The organism is Pseudomonas sp. NPDC090755 (genome assembly GCF_044769005.1).
In the GTDB taxonomy this organism is placed as follows: domain Bacteria; phylum Pseudomonadota; class Gammaproteobacteria; order Pseudomonadales; family Pseudomonadaceae; genus Aquipseudomonas.
This window is the reverse complement of sequence record NZ_JBIVXC010000001.1, coordinates 193,499-212,118: the sequence shown is the minus strand read 5'-3', so window position 1 is coordinate 212,118 and position 18,620 is coordinate 193,499. Positions and strand designations below refer to the sequence as shown.

At 63.6% G+C, this 18,620-nt stretch carries 20 protein-coding genes; 11 read left to right on the top strand and 9 right to left on the bottom strand.

What is annotated here, in order from left to right; all coding sequences use genetic code 11:
* Positions 1-864, bottom strand: a complete 864-nt coding sequence (locus tag ACIQUS_RS01015) for an SDR family oxidoreductase (protein ID WP_403041718.1) — start codon at positions 862-864, stop codon at positions 1-3.
* 196 nt (positions 865-1,060) lie between these two features.
* On the opposite strand from ACIQUS_RS01015, the gene exbB reads away from it, so the two are divergent.
* The 6 genes from exbB to ACIQUS_RS00985 all read left to right on the top strand — a co-directional run bounded on the left by exbB (position 1,061) and on the right by ACIQUS_RS00985 (position 7,794).
* Positions 1,061-2,056, top strand: coding sequence for a tonB-system energizer ExbB (gene exbB / locus ACIQUS_RS01010; protein ID WP_403041716.1), 996 nt, complete (start codon positions 1,061-1,063; stop codon positions 2,054-2,056).
* A gap of 3 nt (positions 2,057-2,059) precedes the next feature.
* A complete protein-coding gene (exbD, locus tag ACIQUS_RS01005; RefSeq protein WP_403041713.1) occupies positions 2,060-2,485 on the top strand; it encodes a TonB system transport protein ExbD in 426 nt (141 codons plus the stop codon).
* The gene (locus ACIQUS_RS01000) at positions 2,482-3,219 is read left to right on the top strand and encodes an energy transducer TonB (protein ID WP_403041711.1); all 738 of its coding nucleotides are present in this window, start codon (positions 2,482-2,484) and stop codon (positions 3,217-3,219) included. The genes exbD and ACIQUS_RS01000 overlap by 4 nt, the downstream gene beginning before the upstream one ends.
* A 93-nt stretch (positions 3,220-3,312) precedes the next feature.
* Complete coding sequence (locus ACIQUS_RS00995) at positions 3,313-4,233, top strand: hydrogen peroxide-inducible genes activator (protein ID WP_285861481.1); 921 nt, start codon at positions 3,313-3,315, stop codon at positions 4,231-4,233.
* Between the two features lie 9 nt (positions 4,234-4,242).
* The gene (gene recG / locus ACIQUS_RS00990) at positions 4,243-6,318 is read left to right on the top strand and encodes an ATP-dependent DNA helicase RecG (protein WP_403041707.1); all 2,076 of its coding nucleotides are present in this window, start codon (positions 4,243-4,245) and stop codon (positions 6,316-6,318) included.
* Positions 6,319-6,393: 75 nt separating this feature from the next.
* On the top strand, positions 6,394-7,794 hold the full coding sequence (locus ACIQUS_RS00985; protein ID WP_403041704.1) for an aminoacyl-tRNA deacylase and HDOD domain-containing protein: 1,401 nt from the start codon (positions 6,394-6,396) through the stop codon (positions 7,792-7,794).
* Between the two features lie 22 nt (positions 7,795-7,816).
* On the opposite strand, the gene ACIQUS_RS00980 is transcribed toward ACIQUS_RS00985, so the two are convergent.
* The 4 genes from ACIQUS_RS00980 to ACIQUS_RS00965 form a co-directional block, all read right to left on the bottom strand.
* Entirely contained in the window at positions 7,817-8,191 is a 375-nt protein-coding gene (locus ACIQUS_RS00980; protein ID WP_403041702.1) for a helicase, read from the bottom strand.
* 152 nt (positions 8,192-8,343) lie between these two features.
* The gene (locus tag ACIQUS_RS00975) at positions 8,344-8,619 is read right to left on the bottom strand and encodes an HU family DNA-binding protein (protein WP_003213368.1); all 276 of its coding nucleotides are present in this window, start codon (positions 8,617-8,619) and stop codon (positions 8,344-8,346) included.
* 188 nt (positions 8,620-8,807) lie between these two features.
* Positions 8,808-9,956 (bottom strand): NAD(P)/FAD-dependent oxidoreductase, encoded by a 1,149-nt coding sequence (locus ACIQUS_RS00970; RefSeq protein WP_403041700.1) that lies wholly within the window; start codon positions 9,954-9,956, stop codon positions 8,808-8,810.
* A gap of 34 nt (positions 9,957-9,990) precedes the next feature.
* On the bottom strand, positions 9,991-10,158 hold the full coding sequence (locus ACIQUS_RS00965; protein ID WP_011536423.1) for a rubredoxin: 168 nt from the start codon (positions 10,156-10,158) through the stop codon (positions 9,991-9,993).
* A gap of 168 nt (positions 10,159-10,326) precedes the next feature.
* Here ACIQUS_RS00965 and ACIQUS_RS00960 point away from each other — a divergent pair, with 168 nt between their 5' ends.
* Positions 10,327-10,890 carry a chorismate--pyruvate lyase family protein gene (locus tag ACIQUS_RS00960; RefSeq protein ID WP_403041697.1) on the top strand — a complete coding sequence of 188 codons (564 nt, stop codon included), beginning with the start codon at positions 10,327-10,329 and terminating at the stop codon, positions 10,888-10,890.
* Positions 10,890-11,777 carry a 4-hydroxybenzoate octaprenyltransferase gene (gene ubiA, locus ACIQUS_RS00955; RefSeq protein WP_403041694.1) on the top strand — a complete coding sequence of 296 codons (888 nt, stop codon included), beginning with the start codon at positions 10,890-10,892 and terminating at the stop codon, positions 11,775-11,777. Before ACIQUS_RS00960 ends, ubiA begins: the two co-directional genes overlap by 1 nt.
* A gap of 59 nt (positions 11,778-11,836) precedes the next feature.
* Here the strand turns inward: ubiA and ACIQUS_RS00950 are convergent, their stop codons facing one another.
* The gene (locus ACIQUS_RS00950) at positions 11,837-12,208 is read right to left on the bottom strand and encodes a hypothetical protein (RefSeq protein ID WP_403041691.1); all 372 of its coding nucleotides are present in this window, start codon (positions 12,206-12,208) and stop codon (positions 11,837-11,839) included.
* A 146-nt stretch (positions 12,209-12,354) separates the two neighbouring features.
* Here ACIQUS_RS00950 and phoB point away from each other — a divergent pair, with 146 nt between their 5' ends.
* The 3 genes from phoB to ACIQUS_RS00935 all read left to right on the top strand — a co-directional run bounded on the left by phoB (position 12,355) and on the right by ACIQUS_RS00935 (position 15,847).
* The gene (phoB, locus tag ACIQUS_RS00945; protein ID WP_010225936.1) at positions 12,355-13,044 is read left to right on the top strand and encodes a phosphate regulon transcriptional regulator PhoB; all 690 of its coding nucleotides are present in this window, start codon (positions 12,355-12,357) and stop codon (positions 13,042-13,044) included.
* A 72-nt stretch (positions 13,045-13,116) separates the two neighbouring features.
* Positions 13,117-14,391, top strand: coding sequence for a phosphate regulon sensor histidine kinase PhoR (gene phoR / locus ACIQUS_RS00940; protein ID WP_403043007.1), 1,275 nt, complete (start codon positions 13,117-13,119; stop codon positions 14,389-14,391).
* Positions 14,392-14,506: 115 nt separating this feature from the next.
* Positions 14,507-15,847 carry a hemolysin family protein gene (locus ACIQUS_RS00935; RefSeq protein ID WP_403041688.1) on the top strand — a complete coding sequence of 447 codons (1,341 nt, stop codon included), beginning with the start codon at positions 14,507-14,509 and terminating at the stop codon, positions 15,845-15,847.
* A gap of 6 nt (positions 15,848-15,853) precedes the next feature.
* On the opposite strand, the gene ACIQUS_RS00930 is transcribed toward ACIQUS_RS00935, so the two are convergent.
* The 3 genes from ACIQUS_RS00930 to phoU all read right to left on the bottom strand — a co-directional run bounded on the left by ACIQUS_RS00930 (position 15,854) and on the right by phoU (position 18,599).
* The gene (locus tag ACIQUS_RS00930; RefSeq protein WP_403041685.1) at positions 15,854-16,750 is read right to left on the bottom strand and encodes a peptidoglycan DD-metalloendopeptidase family protein; all 897 of its coding nucleotides are present in this window, start codon (positions 16,748-16,750) and stop codon (positions 15,854-15,856) included.
* A gap of 107 nt (positions 16,751-16,857) precedes the next feature.
* Entirely contained in the window at positions 16,858-17,751 is an 894-nt protein-coding gene (locus ACIQUS_RS00925) for a response regulator (protein WP_403041683.1), read from the bottom strand.
* An 89-nt stretch (positions 17,752-17,840) separates the two neighbouring features.
* On the bottom strand, positions 17,841-18,599 hold the full coding sequence (phoU, locus tag ACIQUS_RS00920; protein WP_285865054.1) for a phosphate signaling complex protein PhoU: 759 nt from the start codon (positions 18,597-18,599) through the stop codon (positions 17,841-17,843).
* Positions 18,600-18,620: the final 21 nt, after the last annotated feature.

Here is an 18,620-nt window from a genome sequence, read left to right as displayed (position 1 = left end):
TCAGACGCTGTCGTTACCGGCAAGGATCGCCGCATAGCCTTCCTTGTAGCTTGGGTACTGTGGCGCCCAGCCCAGTGCCCGGGCACGGGCGTTACTGCAACGCTTGCTGCCGGTACGGCGCACCCGCTCCTGCTCCGACCACTGGGTAACGCCCATGTACTCGCGCAGCCAGGCCACCACCTCGGCCAACGCCGCAGGCGCGTCATCCACACCGATGTAGCAATCCTCCAGCGCACGCCCCTGGGCGTCGGCCTTGAGCAGGAAAGCCAGCAAGCCGGCGGCGTCATCGGCATGAATGCGGTTAGCGTACAGCGGCGGCTCCTGCGTGACCCGGTAGCCCTGGCGCACCTGACTGAGCAACCACTCGCGACCCGGCCCATAGATACCGGTCAGGCGCACAATGCTGGCAGGAATGCCGCTGGCCAGGGCCAGTCGCTCGGCTTCGAGCATGACAGTGCCCGAATAGCCTTGCGGTTCGGTGACCGAGGTCTCGTCGATCCACTCGCCCTGCTGCTGGGCGTAGACGCTGCTGCTGGAGACGAACAGCAGGCGCTTGGGCTTCTGCCCCCGCTCGGCCAACCAGCCGAGCACATGCTTGAGCCCCTCGACATAAGCCGCCTGATAACCCGCCTCGTCATGCTGGCTGGCGGCCGCGCTGTACACCAGGTAATCCGGTGCCTGCGCCGGCCAACCGTCCGGACAGCGCGCATCGAACAGGTCGGCGGCAATCCCGGCGACCCCTGCTGGCAACTTGCCAATATTGCGTCGCAGGCCGCTCACCTGCCAGTTGCAGGCCAGCAATTGCTCGGCCAGACGGCCACCGACATCGCCGCATCCGACGATCAGAACAGAAGGCGCAGACATCCCGATACTCCGCAATTCAAAGGGTCAGCCTATCCAAGTAAATCGATAGGCGGCTAGCAATCATGAAAAAAAAGAAACTTTATTACTTCTGCTAACAAGAATTACTTGCAATAATGGCCGCCCAAATTTTGTTCTCGGCCCGTCTCGAGGCCTAGAAGGACATCCACTGCTTTCTTCTTCATCAGGTCCGGCCAGCATGACACGTATTCAACCCTCCGCTTCGCCAACCACGCCACGCGCATGGCGCGCCATTGCCGCGCTGATGTTCAGCCTGGCGGTGGCCCCTGCAGCCCTGGCCGATGAGCCGACCACGCCGGCCGCAGCCACCGCCACTGCCGCCGCAGTAGCACCTGCCGCACCTGCTGCCGCTGCACCAGCCGCTGCACCAGCCGCTGCACCAGCCGCAGCCCCTGCTGCTGCACCGGTCGATGGCCAGGTGGTGAGCGACGTCGAGGAAGTCGAAGCACTGGTTGAAGACACCAGCCTGGGCATGGCCCACGACCTGTCCCCATGGGGCATGTACAAGAACGCCGACGTGGTGGTCAAAGCGGTCATGATCGGCCTGGCCATCGCCTCGATCATCACCTGGACCATCTGGATCGCCAAGGGCTTCGAGCTGATGGGCGCCAAGCGCCGTCTTCGCGGCGAAATCGCCCAGCTGAAAAAGTCCGCCACCCTCAAGGAAGCCAGCGAAGGCGCCAACAAGGAAGGCACCCTGGCCCACCTGCTGGTGCACGATGCCATGGATGAAATGCGCCTGTCGGCCAACGCCCGCGAGAAAGAAGGCATCAAGGAACGCGTCAGCTTCCGTCTCGAGCGCCTGGTAGCAGCCAGCGGTCGCAACATGAGCAGCGGCACCGGCGTGCTGGCCACTATCGGTTCCACCGCACCGTTCGTCGGTCTGTTCGGTACCGTATGGGGCATCATGAACAGCTTCATCGGCATCGCCAAAACCCAGACCACCAACCTCGCCGTTGTGGCCCCAGGTATCGCCGAAGCCCTGCTGGCCACCGCCCTGGGCCTGGTTGCAGCGATCCCGGCCGTGGTCATCTACAACGTCTTCGCCCGCTCCATCGCCGGTTACAAGGCACAGGTCGCCGACGCCTCGGCCGAAGTCCTGCTGCTGGTCAGCCGCGACCTGGACCACCAGCCAGAGCGCGCTGCCGCCCCTCACATGGTGAAAGTGGGGTAAGCCATGGGCCTGCATCTTAACGAGGGTGGCGACGATCTCGCCGAGAACCACGAAATCAACGTCACGCCGTTCATCGACGTGATGTTGGTCCTGCTGATCATCTTCATGGTGGCAGCCCCCCTGGCAACCGTCGACATCAAGGTCGACCTGCCGGCCTCGACCGCCAAACCGGCGCCAAGGCCTGAGAAACCCGTGTTCCTCAGCGTCAAGGCCGACCAGAACCTCTACGTCGGTGAAGAGCAGGTCCAGCGCGACCAGCTCGGTGCTGTACTGGATGCCAAGACCAAGGGCGACAAGGACACCACGATCTTCTTCCAGGCCGACAAGGGCGTGGATTACGGCGACCTGATGGACGTCATGAACACACTGCGGGCGGCCGGTTACCTGAAAGTCGGTCTGGTCGGTCTTGAGACGGCAGCCAAGAAATGATCAAGACGCGGCATAAGCTGGCGCGTTACAGCAGTAGTCTGGCGATTGTGCTGGGTATCCATGCCGTTGCCGTGTTGCTGACGCTCAATTGGTCGGTTCCCCAGGCTATCGAATTGCCGCCTGCGGCGATGATGGTGCAGATGGCACCGATGCCTGAACCGGCCCCTCCACCGCCACCGAAGGTGGTGACCCCGCCACAGCCGCCAGCGCCGGTCGAAGAACCGCCGCTGCCGAAACTGGCCGAGGCACCGAAGCCGAAGATCGCAATCGCCAAGCCGGCCAAGCCCAAGGCCAAGCCGCAGCCGCCCAAGCCTGAGAAAAAGCCTGAGCCGCCGCAGGAAAAGCCTGCCGATGAGGAAGTGGTCGATACCCCGCCAAACACTGCCCCTGCGCAGAAGTCGGCGGCACCGGCACCGAGCATCGCCAGCAACAGCAATGCCCTGCCGACCTGGCAGAGCGACCTGCTGCGCCACTTGGCCAAGTACAAACGCTACCCGGAAAACGCCCGGCGCATGCGCATGGAAGGCATCAACCGGCTGCGTTTCGTGGTCGACGCCGAGGGCAAGATCCTGTCCTACGCTCTGGCGGGAGGCTCTGGCAGCGCGGCTCTGGATCGGGCGACCCTGGAGATGATCCGTCGGGCCCAACCGGTTCCACCACCGCCCAAGGAATTGCTCAACAACGGCAGCATCGAGGTGATCGCGCCTTTCGTCTATTCCCTGGACAAACGTTGATCCATTGTTTCTGTCACACGTGAGCAACTTTGATAACGTGCGTCTATCGATTGCAGCCGCTATGCTGGGGGCGCAACTTCATGGACGCACGTTATGACCCTCACAGAATTGCGCTACATCGTCACCCTCGCCCAGGAGCAGCACTTCGGCCACGCCGCCGAACGCTGCCATGTCAGCCAGCCGACCCTGTCAGTGGGCGTGAAAAAGCTCGAGGACGAGCTGGGTGTGCTGATTTTCGAGCGTAGCAAAAGCGCGGTACGCCTGACCCCGGTCGGTGAAGGCATCGTCGCCCAGGCCCAGAAGGTCCTCGAACAGGCCCAGGGCATCCGCGAGCTGGCCCAGGCGGGCAAGAACCAGCTGACCGCCCCGCTGAAGGTCGGTGCCATCTACACCGTCGGCCCGTACCTGTTCCCGCACCTGATTCCGCAACTGCACCGGGTCGCCCCGCAGATGCCGTTGTACATCGAAGAGAACTTCACCCACGTCCTGCGCGACAAGCTGCGCAACGGCGAGCTGGATGCCGTGATCATCGCCCTGCCGTTCAACGAGGCCGATGTCCTGACCTTGCCGCTGTACGACGAGCCCTTCTATGTGCTGATGCCCAGCGAGCACCCCTGGACGCAGAAGGACACCATCGACGCCAGCCTGCTCAACGACAAGAGCCTGCTGCTGCTCGGTGAAGGCCACTGCTTCCGCGACCAGGTGCTCGAGGCCTGCCCGACCCTGACCAAAGGCAGCGACGGCGCCAAGCACACCACGGTCGAGTCCAGCTCGCTGGAAACCATCCGCCATATGGTCGCCTCCGGCCTTGGCGTATCGATCCTGCCCTTGTCGGCGGTGCACAGCCATCACTATGCCCCCGGGGTCATCGAAGTACGCCCGCTGAGCCCACCGGCACCGTTTCGCACCGTGGCGATCGCCTGGCGCGCCAGCTTCCCGCGGCCAAAGGCCATCGAGATCCTCGCCGACTCGATCCGCCTGTGCTCGGTCGCCAAGCCACCTGTGAGCCAGTAGGAAGCTGTCATGCCGGAGTTGTCCCAGGTTTCGGTGACGGCCTTGAAGGGCGTGGGCGAGGCCATGGCCGAGAAGCTCGCCAAGGTTGGCCTGGAGAACCTCCAGGACGTGCTCTTCCACCTGCCCCTGCGTTATCAGGACCGCACCCGTGTGGTCCCGATCGGTGCCCTGCGCCCCGGCCAGGACGCGGTGATCGAAGGCGTGGTCAGCGGCACCGACGTGGTCATGGGCAAGCGCCGCAGCCTGCTGGTACGCCTGGGCGACGGCACGGGCGTGCTGAGCCTGCGCTTCTACCACTTCAGCAATGCGCAGAAGGAAGGCCTCAAGCGTGGCACCCACCTGCGCTGCTACGGTGAAGCGCGCCCCGGCGCCTCGGGCCTGGAGATCTACCATCCCGAGTACCGCGCGCTGACCGGTGACGAGCCGGCCCCGGTGGAACAGACCCTGACGCCGATCTACCCGACCACCGAAGGCCTGACCCAGCAACGCCTGCGCCAGTTGTGCCAGCAGAGCCTGGCCATGCTCGGGCCACGCAGCCTGCCCGACTGGTTGCCTGAAGAACTGGCCCGGGACTACCGCCTGGCGCCGCTGGATGATGCCATCCGCTACCTGCACCACCCGCCGGCCGATGCCGACGTGGACGAACTTGCCGAAGGCCAGCACTGGGCCCAGCACCGCCTGGCCTTCGAAGAACTGCTCACTCACCAGCTGTCCCAGCAGCGCCTGCGCGAGAGCCTGCGCGCCCAGCGGGCGCCGGTGCTGCCCAAGGCGACCCGCCTGCCGCAACAGTACCTGGCCAACCTGGGCTTCACCCCCACCGGCGCCCAGCAGCGGGTCGGCAACGAGATCGCCTACGACCTCAGCCAGCCTGAGCCGATGCTGCGCCTGGTCCAGGGTGACGTTGGCGCCGGCAAGACCGTGGTCGCCGCCCTGGCCGCCCTGCAGGCCCTGGAGGCCGGCTACCAGGTCGCGCTGATGGCACCCACCGAGATCCTCGCCGAGCAACACTACGCCACCTTCAAGCGCTGGCTGGAGCCGCTGGGCATCGAAGTCGCCTGGCTGGCCGGCAAGCTCAAGGGCAAGGCCCGCGCCAGCGCCCTGGAACAGATCGCCGGCGGCGCACCCATGGTGGTCGGCACCCATGCCTTGTTCCAGGACGAAGTCAAATTCAGCAACCTGGCCCTGGCGATCATCGACGAACAGCACCGCTTCGGCGTGCAGCAGCGCCTGGCGCTACGGCAGAAAGGCGTGGGCGGGCAACTCTGCCCGCATCAGTTGATCATGACCGCCACGCCCATCCCGCGCACCCTGGCGATGAGCGCCTATGCCGACCTGGACACCTCGATCCTCGACGAGCTGCCGCCCGGGCGCACGCCGGTCAACACCGTGCTGGTGGCCGACAGCCGGCGCTTCGAAGTGGTCGAGCGAGTACGCGCCGCCTGCGCCGAAGGCCGTCAGGCCTACTGGGTCTGCACGCTGATCGAGGAATCCGAAGAACTGACCTGCCAGGCCGCCGAAACCACCTTCGAAGAGCTCGGCAGCGCCTTGGGCGAGCTGCGCGTCGGACTGATCCACGGACGCATGAAACCGGCCGAAAAAGCGGCGGTGATGGCCGAGTTCAAACAAGGCCACCTGCAGTTGCTGGTGGCGACCACAGTGATCGAGGTCGGTGTCGACGTGCCCAACGCCAGCTTGATGATCATCGAGAACCCCGAACGCCTGGGCTTGGCCCAGTTGCACCAGCTGCGCGGCCGGGTCGGCCGGGGCAGCGCGGTGAGCCATTGCGTGCTGTTGTACCATCCACCGCTGTCGCAGATCGGCCGTGAGCGCCTGGGCATCATGCGCGAAACCAACGACGGCTTCATCATCGCCGAGAAAGACCTGGAACTGCGGGGCCCCGGTGAAATGCTCGGCACCCGGCAGACCGGCCTGTTGCAGTTCAAGGTCGCCGACCTGATGCGCGACGCCGACCTGCTGCCCGCCGTGCGCGATGCCGCCCAGGCCCTGCTGGCGCGCTGGCCGGAACACGTCAGTCCACTGCTTGATCGCTGGTTGCGCCACGGCCAGCAATATGGACAGGTGTGACGCCCGTCCCAGAATGGATCCAGCTTCAGCTGCAAGCTGGTTATACTCTTGCGATTGAATTTCTGGATTCAGACCATGACTGAAGTTGCCCTGGATACCGCAATCCCCCACGCCCCGTCGGTTATCCGGCTGCTGCTGGAAAAAATCGGCATCAGCTGGCGCGAAGTACTGGATCAGCCGCACCTGCTACCCGAACGCAAGGTCCAGGCCGTGTTGCTCGACGACGCGGTCGGTGCCCTGATGGTGCTGTTTCCACAAAATCAGTTGCTCGACCTCAATCGCCTGACCGAGCTGACCGGCCGCAAGCTGGCCGCCGTGCCCCTGGAACGCCTCAAGCACATGCTCGACAAGCATGGCCTGAAGATCCTCCCCGGCATCCCGGCGCTGACCAGCTCGCCGTGCCTCTACGAAGAGAGCCTGCTGCTGCCGGAAAGGCTGCTGGTGCATTCCGGTGAAGCCGGTGTGCTGCTGGAAATCGACCGCGACGACTTCAAGAAAATGCTCAGCAAGGCCAGCGCCGGCAATTTCGGCGAGCGCCTGAGCAGCATCCGGCCGAACCTCGATCGCCCTGCCGACGACCGTAACGAAATCACCAAGGCGGTCCAGGCCTTTACGGCCCGGCGCATCCAGCAGCGCCTGGAAAGCACGATCGAGATTCCACCGCTGGCGGAAACCGCGCAAAAGATCATCAAGCTGCGCGTCGACCCCAACGCCACCATCGACGACATCACCGGCGTGGTCGAGACCGACCCTGCCCTGGCCGCCCAGGTGGTCAGCTGGGCGGCATCGCCCTACTACGCCTCACCCGGCAAGATCCGCTCGGTAGAAGATGCCATCGTGCGCGTGCTGGGCTTCGACCTGGTGATCAACCTGGCGCTGGGCCTGGCCCTGGGCAAGACCCTGAGCCTGCCCAAGGACCATCCACAGCACACCACGCCCTACTGGCAGCAGTCGATCTACACCGCGGCGGTCATTGAAGGCCTGACCCGTGCCATGCCGCGCGCCGAGCGCCCGGAAGCCGGCCTGACCTACCTCGCCGGCTTGCTGCACAACTTTGGCTACCTGTTGCTGGCGCATGTCTTCCCGCCGCACTTCTCGCTGATCTGCCGGCACCTGGAGGTCAACCCGCACCTGTGCCACAGCTATGTCGAGCAACACCTGCTGGGCATCAGCCGCGAGCAGATCGGTGCCTGGCTGATGCGTTTCTGGGACATGCCGGATGAACTGGCGACCGCCCTGCGCTTCCAGCACGACCCACAGTATGACGGCGACTATGCCGCTTTTCCGAACCTGGTGTGCCTGGCGGTGCGGCTGCTGCGCGCCCGCGGCATCGGCTCAGGGCCGGACGAGCCGATCCCCGACGAACTGCTCGAGCGCCTGAGCATCAGCCGTGAAAAGGCCGAAGACGTGGTGAACAAGGTGCTGGAGGCCGAAGTGCTGCTGCGTGAGCTGGCTTCACAGTTCAACCAGCACTGAGCCAGCGGCCTGGCCCTGCGGGTCAGGCCTTCTTCTTGGGCATCAGGTACTTCATCAGGCCCTGGAACCAGATCACCAGCGCCGGATTGCCCTTGATCTGGATGCTCTTGTCCTGAATGCCCTGCATGAACGCCAATTGCTTGTTCTTTGCCTGCAAGGTGGTAAAGCCGAAGGCCGGATCCTTGAAGGCAATGGCGAAGGCCGGTGCAGCATGGGTACCGGACTGGCTGCTGATGCGCATGTCCTTGACGATGAAGTGACGCGCGACCTTGCCGTCGAGGGTCTGCAGCTGGAACACCAGGTCCTTGTCGGTCAATTGCTGCTGGAAGGCCGGGTTCTTGCGGCTGGCCTTGGCCATCAGCAGGCCCATGGCCCAAAGGAGAAAGCGAAACTTCATGTGCACGCCTCGGCTAAAAAGTGACTGGCGGAGCAGTTTATAGTCTCGCTACGAAAACACCATAGTTACCGGGTCAGAAGTCATATGCCGCAATAAAAAACGGGCACCTGATCGGGTGCCCGTTTTTCAATGTAATCGTACAGGGCAGAGCATCAAGGATTGACGCTATCCTTGAGGGATTTGCCTGGTTTGAACGCGACGGTGTTGCTGGCCTTGATCTTGACCGGCTCGCCGGTTTGCGGGTTCTTGCCGGTGCGGGCACCGCGATGGCGTTGCAGGAAGGTGCCGAAGCCGACCAGCGTAACGCTGTCCTTGCGATGCAGGGCGCCGGTGATTTCTTCGAGCACGGCGTTGAGTACGCGATTGGCTTGCTCTTTGGTGAGGTCGGCCTTTTCAGCGATAGCTGCGGCGAGTTCTGGTTTACGCATAGTGAAGCCCCTTTGACGGATTTTTTGTTGTTATGCCGTGCTGCCCTTCAAGAACAGCGCCCAAGGCACCGCAGGCTCTAAACTGCGGCAGACGGGAGTGAGAATGGCATGCCGACAGGGGCCGCGCCAGTGTCCGCGCGGCCATTGTTGAGGCAACAACAGGGGAAACCCGACAGAACGCCGGCCATTTACGCCATCAGTGCCGGAAGCTGGCGATTTAGAGCCAGCTTCTCCATCACGGCCGTGCCGGTCAGTGCATAGCCCAGCAGATTGCCCTCGGTGTCGTGGCAGAGCACCTTGAGGTCAAGGCCCTGGCCTTCGACCTGCCAACTGCCTTCACGGCCATGGGGCGGTGGCGAGACCACCAGCGGGCAGGCCGGTGTCTTGACCGTCACCGGCATGGGGCCATAGGCAACCGCTGTCGGGTTGCCGGCCAGGGTCTGGGCCAAGGCTCGGGCGCAACTCATCAGTGGCATGACGTACAGCAGGTTCAGCCCGTCGACTTCGGCGCAGTCACCCAGGGCATAGATATTGGCGTGGGAGGTACGCAGTTGGCGGTCGACCACCACACCGCGGTTGACCTGCAACCCGGCAGCCGCCGCCAGGTCGATGCGCGGTCGCAGGCCGACGGCAGAGACCACCAGGTCGCAGGCAATGACCGCGCCATCGGACAGGTGCGCTTCCAGCCCCCCGGCAACGCGCTGCAGGCGCGTCAGCACCGGCCCCAGGTGGAAACGCACGCCCAGCCCTTCAAGACCCGCCTGAACGGCCGTAGCGGCTGCCGGGTGAAGCAGCGTCGGCATCACCTGCTCGCACGGCGCCACCAGTTCGACCTGGAACCCGCCCAGGCTCATGTCATTGGCGAACTCGCAACCGATCAGGCCGGCGCCGAGGATCAGCACCCGCTGCTTGCCGGCAGCGGCGGCACGGAAACGCGCGTAGTCCTCAAGGTCGTTGATCGGGAAGATCGCCTCTCCGGCATCGCCCTCCACTGGCACCTGCACGGTCTGCGCGCCCCAGGCCAGGATCAGGTCACGGTAGGCCACTTGCTCTTCACCGATCCACAGGCGCTTGTGGCCCGGGTCGATGCCGCTGATGCGGGTGTGGGTACGCACTTCGGCCTTGAGCTGCTCGGCCATGGCCCCAGGCTCGGCCATGCTCAGGCCGTCGGCGTCCTTGTTCTTGGCAAAGCCGGTGGAAAGCATCGGCTTGGAGTAGGAGCGGCCGTCGTCAGCGGTAATCAGCAGCAGTGGGGTATCGCTATCGAGCTTGCGAAACTCACGGGCCAGGTTGTAGCCCGCCAACCCTGTACCGACAATTACCACTGGAGCCGTCATGCCGTGCTTTCCTTGAAGTCTGGTTAAATGTTGATCAGCCGATGGCGATCATTTCGAAGTCCGATTTGCCGACACCACAATCAGGGCACAGCCAGTCTTCCGGCACGTCTTCCCAGCGGGTGCCTGGCGCGATGCCATCGTCCGGCCAGCCCTCGGCCTCGTCATAGATCAGGCCGCAGACAATACACTGCCACTTCTTCATCACACACTTCCTCAACGAACACAGGCTTTGGAGTGGCCGCTCTCGGGAACATTACAGTGGCGACCATCAACGAGGGGGCTTTGTACTGGAGCCAGGTGCCAGCATGCAAGCCGGATCGGCCATTCATGCTAAGCTCGCGGTCTCTTTGGCCTGTTAATCCATACCATCGTGCCGTACGAAACATCGCAAGCGCCCGCTGCAGAATGGTTGCAGTACTCGCAGGTAGCGGACAGCTCGACACCTGCCCTACTGGACTGGTTGTTCGATGAAGGTTCCCTGACCCGACGCCTGACTCGATTATCCGCCGATCACTTTTCCGTTACACCCCTTTACGAAGGCTGGCAGCCCCTGCGTGACGACGAATGCCAGGCCCTGGACCTGCCGCCCGGCAGCGAAGGCTGGGTCCGCGAGGTGTACCTGCGCGGTCATGGCCAGGCCTGGGTCTTCGCCCGCAGCGTCGCTGCGCGCAGCGCTCTTGAGAGCGGCGGGCTGGACATGGAAGCGCTGGGCAGTCGCTCCCTGGGCGAGCTGCTGTTCTGCGACCAGGCCTTCGTCCGTCGCGCCATCGAGGTCTGTCATTACCCCAAGGCCTGGCTGCCGGTTGCCGATGCCAGCGACACGCTGTGGGGACGCCGCTCACGCTTCGATCGGGCCGAGCTGAGCGTGCTGGTTGCCGAAGTCTTCCTGCCGTCGCTGTGGCAGGCCGCCGACCTTGCCGGGGAGAACCTTTGATGTACCTGCAGTTGCTCAAGTCGCTCAACCGCCTGCACCCACGGGCCTGGGACTTCATCCAGCTCAGCCGCATGGATCGCCCGATCGGTATCTATCTGCTGCTGTGGCCGACGCTTTCTGCCGTGTGGATCGCCGCCAAAGGCGCGCCGACCCTGGCCAACGTGGTGATTTTCACCCTCGGCGTGGTGCTGATGCGTGCGGCCGGCTGCGCCATCAACGATTTTGCCGACCGCAAGGTCGACGGCCATGTCAAACGCACCGCCGACCGTCCGCTGGCGGCCGGCAGGATCAACGCCCGCGAAGCCCTGGTGCTGTTTGCCCTGCTGGTTGGCGTGAGTTTCCTGCTGGTGCTGTGCACCAACGCCTCGACCGTGTGGCTGTCGTTTGGCGCGGTGGCGCTGGCGGCCTGCTACCCATTCATGAAGCGCTACACCTACTACCCGCAGGTGGTACTGGGGGCGGCCTATTCCTGGGGTATCCCCATGGCCTTCACTGCCGCCACGGGCGAGCTGCCGGCCATTGCCTGGCTGCTGTACATCGCCAACCTGATGTGGACGGTGGGCTACGACACCTACTACGCCATGGTCGACCGTGACGATGACCTGAAGATCGGGGTCAAGTCCACGGCGATCCTGTTTGGCGAGGCCGACCGGATCATCATCCTGACCCTGCAGGTGCTGTCGCTGGGCTGCCTGTTGCTGGCGGGCAACCGCTTCGAGCTGGGGGGGTGGTTCCACCTGGGGCTGTTCGCGGCCCTGCTGTGCTTTGCCTGGGAATTCTGGTCCACCCGCAAGCTGGACCGCGAGTCCTGCTTCAAGGCCTTCCTGCACAACCACTGGGCGGGGTTGCTGATCTTTATCAGCATCATTCTGGATTACAGTTTGTGATCGATCGCGGGACAAGCCCGCTCCTACTGGAGCGGGCTTGTCCCGCGATTCAGGCATCCTTATTTGATAACGTGCCAGACGTCCTTCATGCCATCACCGGTCATGTCACCGGCCTTCTTGTCCTTGATGAAGGTGTACACCGGTTTACCTTTGTACGCCCATTGCATTGAACCGTCGTCGCGCTTGATCTGCGTCCAGCCCTCTTCGGCCATGTCGCCTGACTTGACCATCAGTGGCGGCCAGTTCTTGGCGCACTCACCGTTGCACATGGACTTACCGTTCGCGTCCTTGTCGAAGGTGTACAGTGTCATGCCAGCATGGTCGACCATCACACCGTCCTTCATCATGGCATGATGAGCTGAGGCCATCCCCGGCAAGGCCAGTGCCACAGCAGTAAAAAGCGCCATCCAGTTCAGCGTATGTCGTGTCATTGGATCCACCGTGTTTCTCGGGAGAGGGAATTTAAGCCTAGCCCAGTAACCGAATGTTGCTGCAACAGCCCCGTACCTGTCACACGACTGCAATAATTCCGTTATCTAATGCGGGCCACGACACCTGAATGGGAAGAGGTTTGAACATGGTTGGCAGAAACATTCTGATCGTCGACGACGAAGCACCGATCCGCGAGATGATCGCCGTTGCATTGGAAATGGCCGGCTATGACTGCCTGGAAGCCGAGAACTCCCAGCAGGCCCACGCCATCATCGTCGACCGCAAGCCGGACCTGATCCTGCTCGACTGGATGCTGCCGGGCACCTCCGGTATCGAACTGGCCCGGCGCCTCAAGCGTGACGAGCTGACCGGTGACATCCCGATCATCATGCTCACCGCCAAGGGCGAGGAAGACAACAAGATCCAGGGCCTTGAGGTCGGTGCCGATGACTACATCACCAAGCCGTTCTCGCCCCGCGAGTTGGTGGCACGCCTGAAGGCCGTGCTGCGCCGCGCAGGCCCCAGCGATGGCGAAGCACCGATCGAAGTCGGCGGCCTGCTGCTCGACCCGATCAGCCACCGTGTGACCATCGATGGCAAGCCCGCCGAAATGGGCCCGACCGAATACCGCCTGCTGCAGTTCTTCATGACCCACCAGGAACGTGCCTATACCCGTGGCCAGTTGCTCGACCAGGTCTGGGGCGGCAATGTGTATGTCGAGGAGCGCACCGTGGATGTGCACATCCGCCGCCTGCGCAAGGCACTGGGTGATGCCTACGAGAATCTGGTACAAACCGTCCGTGGCACCGGTTACCGCTTCTCCACCAAGAGCTGAACCGGTCTTCACGCATTGCAAAGGACGCGTCGTTAATTGAACCAGAACTGGCATGGCACCCTGATTCGCCACATGCTGTTGCTGATCACTGGCTGCCTTGTGGTTGGCCTGATCAGCGGCTACTACGGCTGGAGCCTGGCCCTGGGCCTGGCGCTCTACCTGGGCTGGACCCTCAAGCAACTGCTGCGCCTGCATGAATGGCTGCGCCTGCACAAACCCGACGAAGCACCACCCGACGGCTACGGCCTGTGGGGCGAGGTGTTCGACAGCATCTACCACCTGCAACGCCGCGACCAGCGTGTGCGCGGCCGCCTGCAGGCGGTGATCGACCGGGTGCAGGAGTCCACCGCTGCCCTCAAGGACGCGGTGATCATGCTCGACAGCGACGGCAACCTGGAGTGGTGGAACCGTGCCGCCGAAACCCTGCTCGGCCTGAAAACCCCGCAGGACAGCGGCCAGCCGGTGACCAACCTGGTCCGCCACCCACGCTTCAAGGAGTACTTCGAACAGGAGAACTACCTCGAACCGCTGGAGATCCCTTCACCGATCAACGATCGCCTGCGGGTGCAACTGCACATCACCCGCTACGGCAATAACGAACACCTGATGCTGGTACGCGATGTCACCCGCATCCACCAACTCGAACAGATGCGCAAGGACTTCGTCGCCAACGTCTCGCATGAGCTGCGCACACCGCTGACGGTGATCGCCGGTTACCTGGAAACCCTGCTCGACAATGTCGAAGACGTGAACCCGCGCTGGGTCCGTGCCCTGCAGCAGATGCAGCAGCAAGGCGGACGCATGCAGACCCTGCTCAACGACCTGTTGCTGCTGGCCAAGCTGGAAGCCACCGACTACCCCTCGGACAACCAGCCGGTGGCCATCGATGCCCTGCTGCAATCGATCAAGAGCGATGCCCAGGCCCTGTCCGGCCAGCGCAACCAGCGCATCAGCCTGGAGGCTGCCCCCGGCATTCGCCTCAAGGGCAGCGAGGCCGAACTGCGCAGTGCGTTCTCCAACCTGGTGTTCAATGCGGTCAAGTACACCCAGGACGAAGGGCAGATCCGTATTCGCTGGTGGGCCGACGAACAGGGCGCGCACCTGAGCGTGCAGGATTCCGGGATCGGCATCGACGCCAAGCACCTGCCGCGCCTGACCGAGCGCTTCTACCGGGTCGACTCCAGCCGCGCTTCCAACACCGGTGGCACGGGCCTGGGCCTGGCGATCGTCAAGCACGTGCTATTGCGCCATCGCGGCCGCCTGGAGATCAGCAGCGTACCGGGCCATGGCAGCACCTTCACTTGCCATTTTTCCCCCGCCCAGATCGCCCAGCGCCTGGCCTCCTGACACCGCGCCCCTAGGCAATCGCGCCCCCAGCCGCTACATTGGCGGACTTGTGCCAGCGAATGCTGGCACCGCCTTTCTTAATTTTTTCAGATGACGGACCCCGTTAAACTCCATCATGGACCCTTCCCCTGGTTTTAGCCTCGCTTCACTTTTCGCCGATTTCGGCATGATCATTTTTGCTTTGCTGCTGGTGCTGCTCAACGGCTTTTTCGTTGCCGCCGAGTTCGCCATGGTCAAATTGCGCTCGACCCGGGTCGAGTCGATTGCCGAGCAGCATGGCTGGCGCGGGCAGATCCTGCGCACCGTGCACAACCAACTCGATGCCTACCTTTCCGCCTGCCAGCTGGGTATCACCCTCGCCTCCCTGGGCCTGGGCTGGGTCGGTGAACCGGCCTTCGCGCACCTGCTCGAACCTGTGCTGGCCGCCGTCGGCGTCGAGTCGCCGGAAGTCATCAAGGCCATTTCGTTCTTCAGCGCCTTCTTCGTGATTTCCTACCTGCACATCGTGGTCGGCGAGCTGGCGCCCAAGTCCTGGGCCATCCGCAAACCCGAACTGCTGTCGCTGTGGACCGCGGTACCGCTGTACCTGTTCTACTGGCTGATGTACCCGGCCATCTACCTGCTCAACGCCAGCGCCAACACCATCCTGCGCATTGCCGGCCAAGGTGAGCCCGGCCCCCATCACGAGCACCATTACAGCCGTGACGAACTGAAGCTGATCCTGCACTCCAGTCGTGGCCAGGACCCCAGCGACCAGGGCATGCGCGTACTGGCCTCGGCGGTGGAGATGGGCGAACTGGAGGTGGTCGACTGGGCCAACTCACGCGAGGACATGGTCTGCCTGGACGCCAACGCGCCGCTCAAGGAAATCCTGGCGATGTTCCGCCGCCACAAGTTCAGCCGCTACCCGGTACTGGATGCCGAGCGTGGCGAGTTCATCGGCCTGTTGCACATCAAGGACCTGTTGCTGGAGCTGGCCGACCTGGACCATATCCCCGAGTCCTTCAACCTCGCCGAGCTGACCCGGCCACTGGAACGGGTATCCCGGCACATGCCGCTTTCCCACCTGCTGGAGCAGTTCCGCAAGGGCAGCGCACACTTCGCCCTGGTCGAAGAAGCCGACGGCAAGGTCATCGGCTACCTGACCATGGAAGACGTGCTGGAAGTGCTGGTTGGCGACATCCAGGACGAACACCGCAAGGCCGAGCGCGGCATCCTCGCCTATCAGCCGGGCAAGCTGCTGGTGCGCGGCGATACGCCGCTGTTCAAGGTCGAGCGCCTGCTGGGCGTCGACCTGGACCACATCGAGGCGGAAACCCTCGCCGGCCTGGTCTACGAGACCCTCAAGCGGGTGCCGGAAGAGGAAGAAGTGCTGGAGGTCGAAGGCCTGCGCATCATCATCAAGAAGATGAAAGGCCCGAAAATCGTCCTGGCCAAGGTGCTCAAGCTCGATTGAGCCACCTCAGGGGTTGCCGGCGGTAAAGTCCGGCAATCCACCCACGGGCTGGTTGAACTGGTAGGGGATCGACTCCAGGGCCAGCCCGACATTGCGCTGCACGACAAAATGCAGGTGCGGGCCGGTGCTGTTGCCGGTATTGCCGGACCTTGCCAATGACGTGCCGTAGACCACCCGCTGCCCTTCCCTGACCACCACCGAACCTTGCATCAGGTGCAGGTAGACGCCCATGGTGCCGTCATCGTGCAGGATGCGCACGAAGTTGCCCGACGGATGCGTACCACGGCCGCTCTGGCTGTTCTCGGTCTTGATCACCACCCCGGCGCGGGCCGCAATGATCGGTGTGCCCTCGGGCATGGCGATATCCATGGCGTAGCGCCCCTTGGGCCCGAAGTGGCTGTAGCGGCCGTTCGGCCCCTGGCTCAGGCGAAAGGGCCCGCCCCGCCACGGCACGGGATAACGAAATGCCTGCTGGCGCTGGGCCGGATTGCCCAGGGCATATTTGAACCTTTCCTTGTAGGTGACCGGCTTGCCCGGCTGGCGTGCTGTGAGCACCGTCAGCGGCACCGTGGCGCGCGCCGGCAGCACCCGCCGCACGATCCGCGAAGCGCCGCCCTGGACGTTGCCCAGACGCTCCAGGCGCAACTCCACCTCCACCGGTGCATAGGTATCGTTGCGGGCACTCAAGCGCACGCCTTGTGCGAACGTACTGGCCTGCAGACGAACCTGGCCGTCCAGTTGCTCGACCATCGGCTCGCGGAAGACAAAGGGTCTACCGCCGGGAATGGGACGCTCGGAGTAGGAGACCACACCGTAGGCGTCGGTGCTTTTGTAGAGCGTCATGGCCAGTGCCGGCCCGCAAGCCGCGAGCAAGGCGCAGAACAGCAACGTGCGTGCGGGCATGGTAGTGGCTTTTTGACAGTTGAAGGTCTGTCAAAGGTTAGCAGCTCATCGCGGGGCAAGCCCGCTCCTACAGGTGGGAGCGGGCTTGCCCCGCGATAAGTCCTTTATCAGGCCCCCGGCACGAAATGCTTCTGCGCCGTACCACGGGCAATCAGCCGCGACAGGTAGTCGAGCTTCTGCGCATCCTGGTCGACGAACTTGAAGGTCAACTGCAGCCAGTCGCTGTCCGGTTTCGGTTCAAGGGCCGCAACCGCGTGCAGGTAGCCATTCAGGCGTGCGATCTCGGCATTCTCACCCTGCTCCAGGTCGAGCACGGCGCCTTCGAGCACCTGCGGCAGGGTCTCACCCCGGCGCACCACCAGGAGCGCCTCCTTGAGGCTCAGGGCCTTGATCACGCAAGGCTGGGTACCACCCGGCAAGCGCAGCTGGCCCTGGCCGCGGCTGGTCGCTGCAGCCGCAGGGGGCTGGGGTGCGTTGATCACCGGCCTGGCCGCTGCCGGTGCTGGCGGCGGCGCCACTTTGACCGTTTCAGCACGTCCGCCAGTCAGGGCACTGAGCGAGTCGTTGGCGAAAGCCGAGTTGACCCGCGCCGGTGCGCTGGACATCAGGGCATCGAGCTTGCCTGTCTTGCTCAGGGCCTTTTTCACCTTGGTCAGCAGCTGTTCATTGGTGAAGGGCTTGCCGACGAAGTCCGAGACGCCGGCCTGGATCGCCTGGACCACGTTCTCCTTGTCGCCACGGCTGGTCACCATGATGAACGGCATGGCCTTCATGGCGTCTTGCTGGCGGCACCAGGTCAGTAGCTCCAGGCCCGACATTTCCGGCATTTCCCAGTCGCACAGGACCAGGTCGAAGGCTTCGCGGGCCAGCAGGGCCTGGGCCTTGCGGCCATTGACCGCGTCTTCGATGACCATCCCGGGGAAATGGTTGCGCAGGCACTTCTTCACCAGGTCGCGAATGAACGGCGCATCATCCACCACCAGCACACTGACTTTACTCATCACCGCTCCTATTGCATCCCGACTCGCATATCGCCGAACGCAAACGAAAACGCCCGGCCAAAGCCGGGCGTTCGTTTTCGCAGGCAGTCTTATTTATCGTCAGATCTGCCCGGAACATTAGCCTTTTCGCCGCCGCCCTCGACCTCTTCCTTCATCCGCGCCAGCCCCAGGTGACGCACATCGGTACCCCGTACCAGATAGATCACAAGCTCGGAGATGTTGCGCGCGTGGTCACCGATCCGCTCCAGCGAACGCAGGGCCCAGATCACGCTGAGCACCCGCGAGATCGAACGCGGGTCTTCCATCATGTAGGTGACCAGCTCGCGCAGGGCGGTCTTGTACTCGCGGTCGATGGTCTTGTCGTACTGGGCCACCGACAGGGCCAGGTCGGCGTCGAAACGGGCGAAGGCATCCAGGGCATCGCGGACCATGTTGCGCACCTGGTCGCCGATATGGCGCACTTCGACATAACCCCGGGGCGACTCGCCCTCCTCGCACAGCTGGATGGCGCGGCGGGCGATCTTGGTCGACTCGTCGCCGATGCGCTCCAGGTCGATCACCGACTTGGAGATGCTGATGATCAGCCGCAGGTCGGAGGCCGCCGGCTGGCGGCGAGCAAGGATGCGCACGCACTCCTCGTCGATATTGCGCTCCATCTGGTTGATCTGCTCGTCGACTTCACGCACCTGCTGGGCCAGGCCCGAATCGGCCTCGATCAGCGCGGTGACCGCGTCGTTGACCTGCTTCTCGACCAGGCCGCCCATCGCCAGGAGGTGGCTGCGGACCTCTTCGAGTTCGGCGTTGAACTGCTGGGAGATGTGGTGGGTAAGGCTGTCTTTATCGATCATGGGAAATCCTTGGAGCGTCCG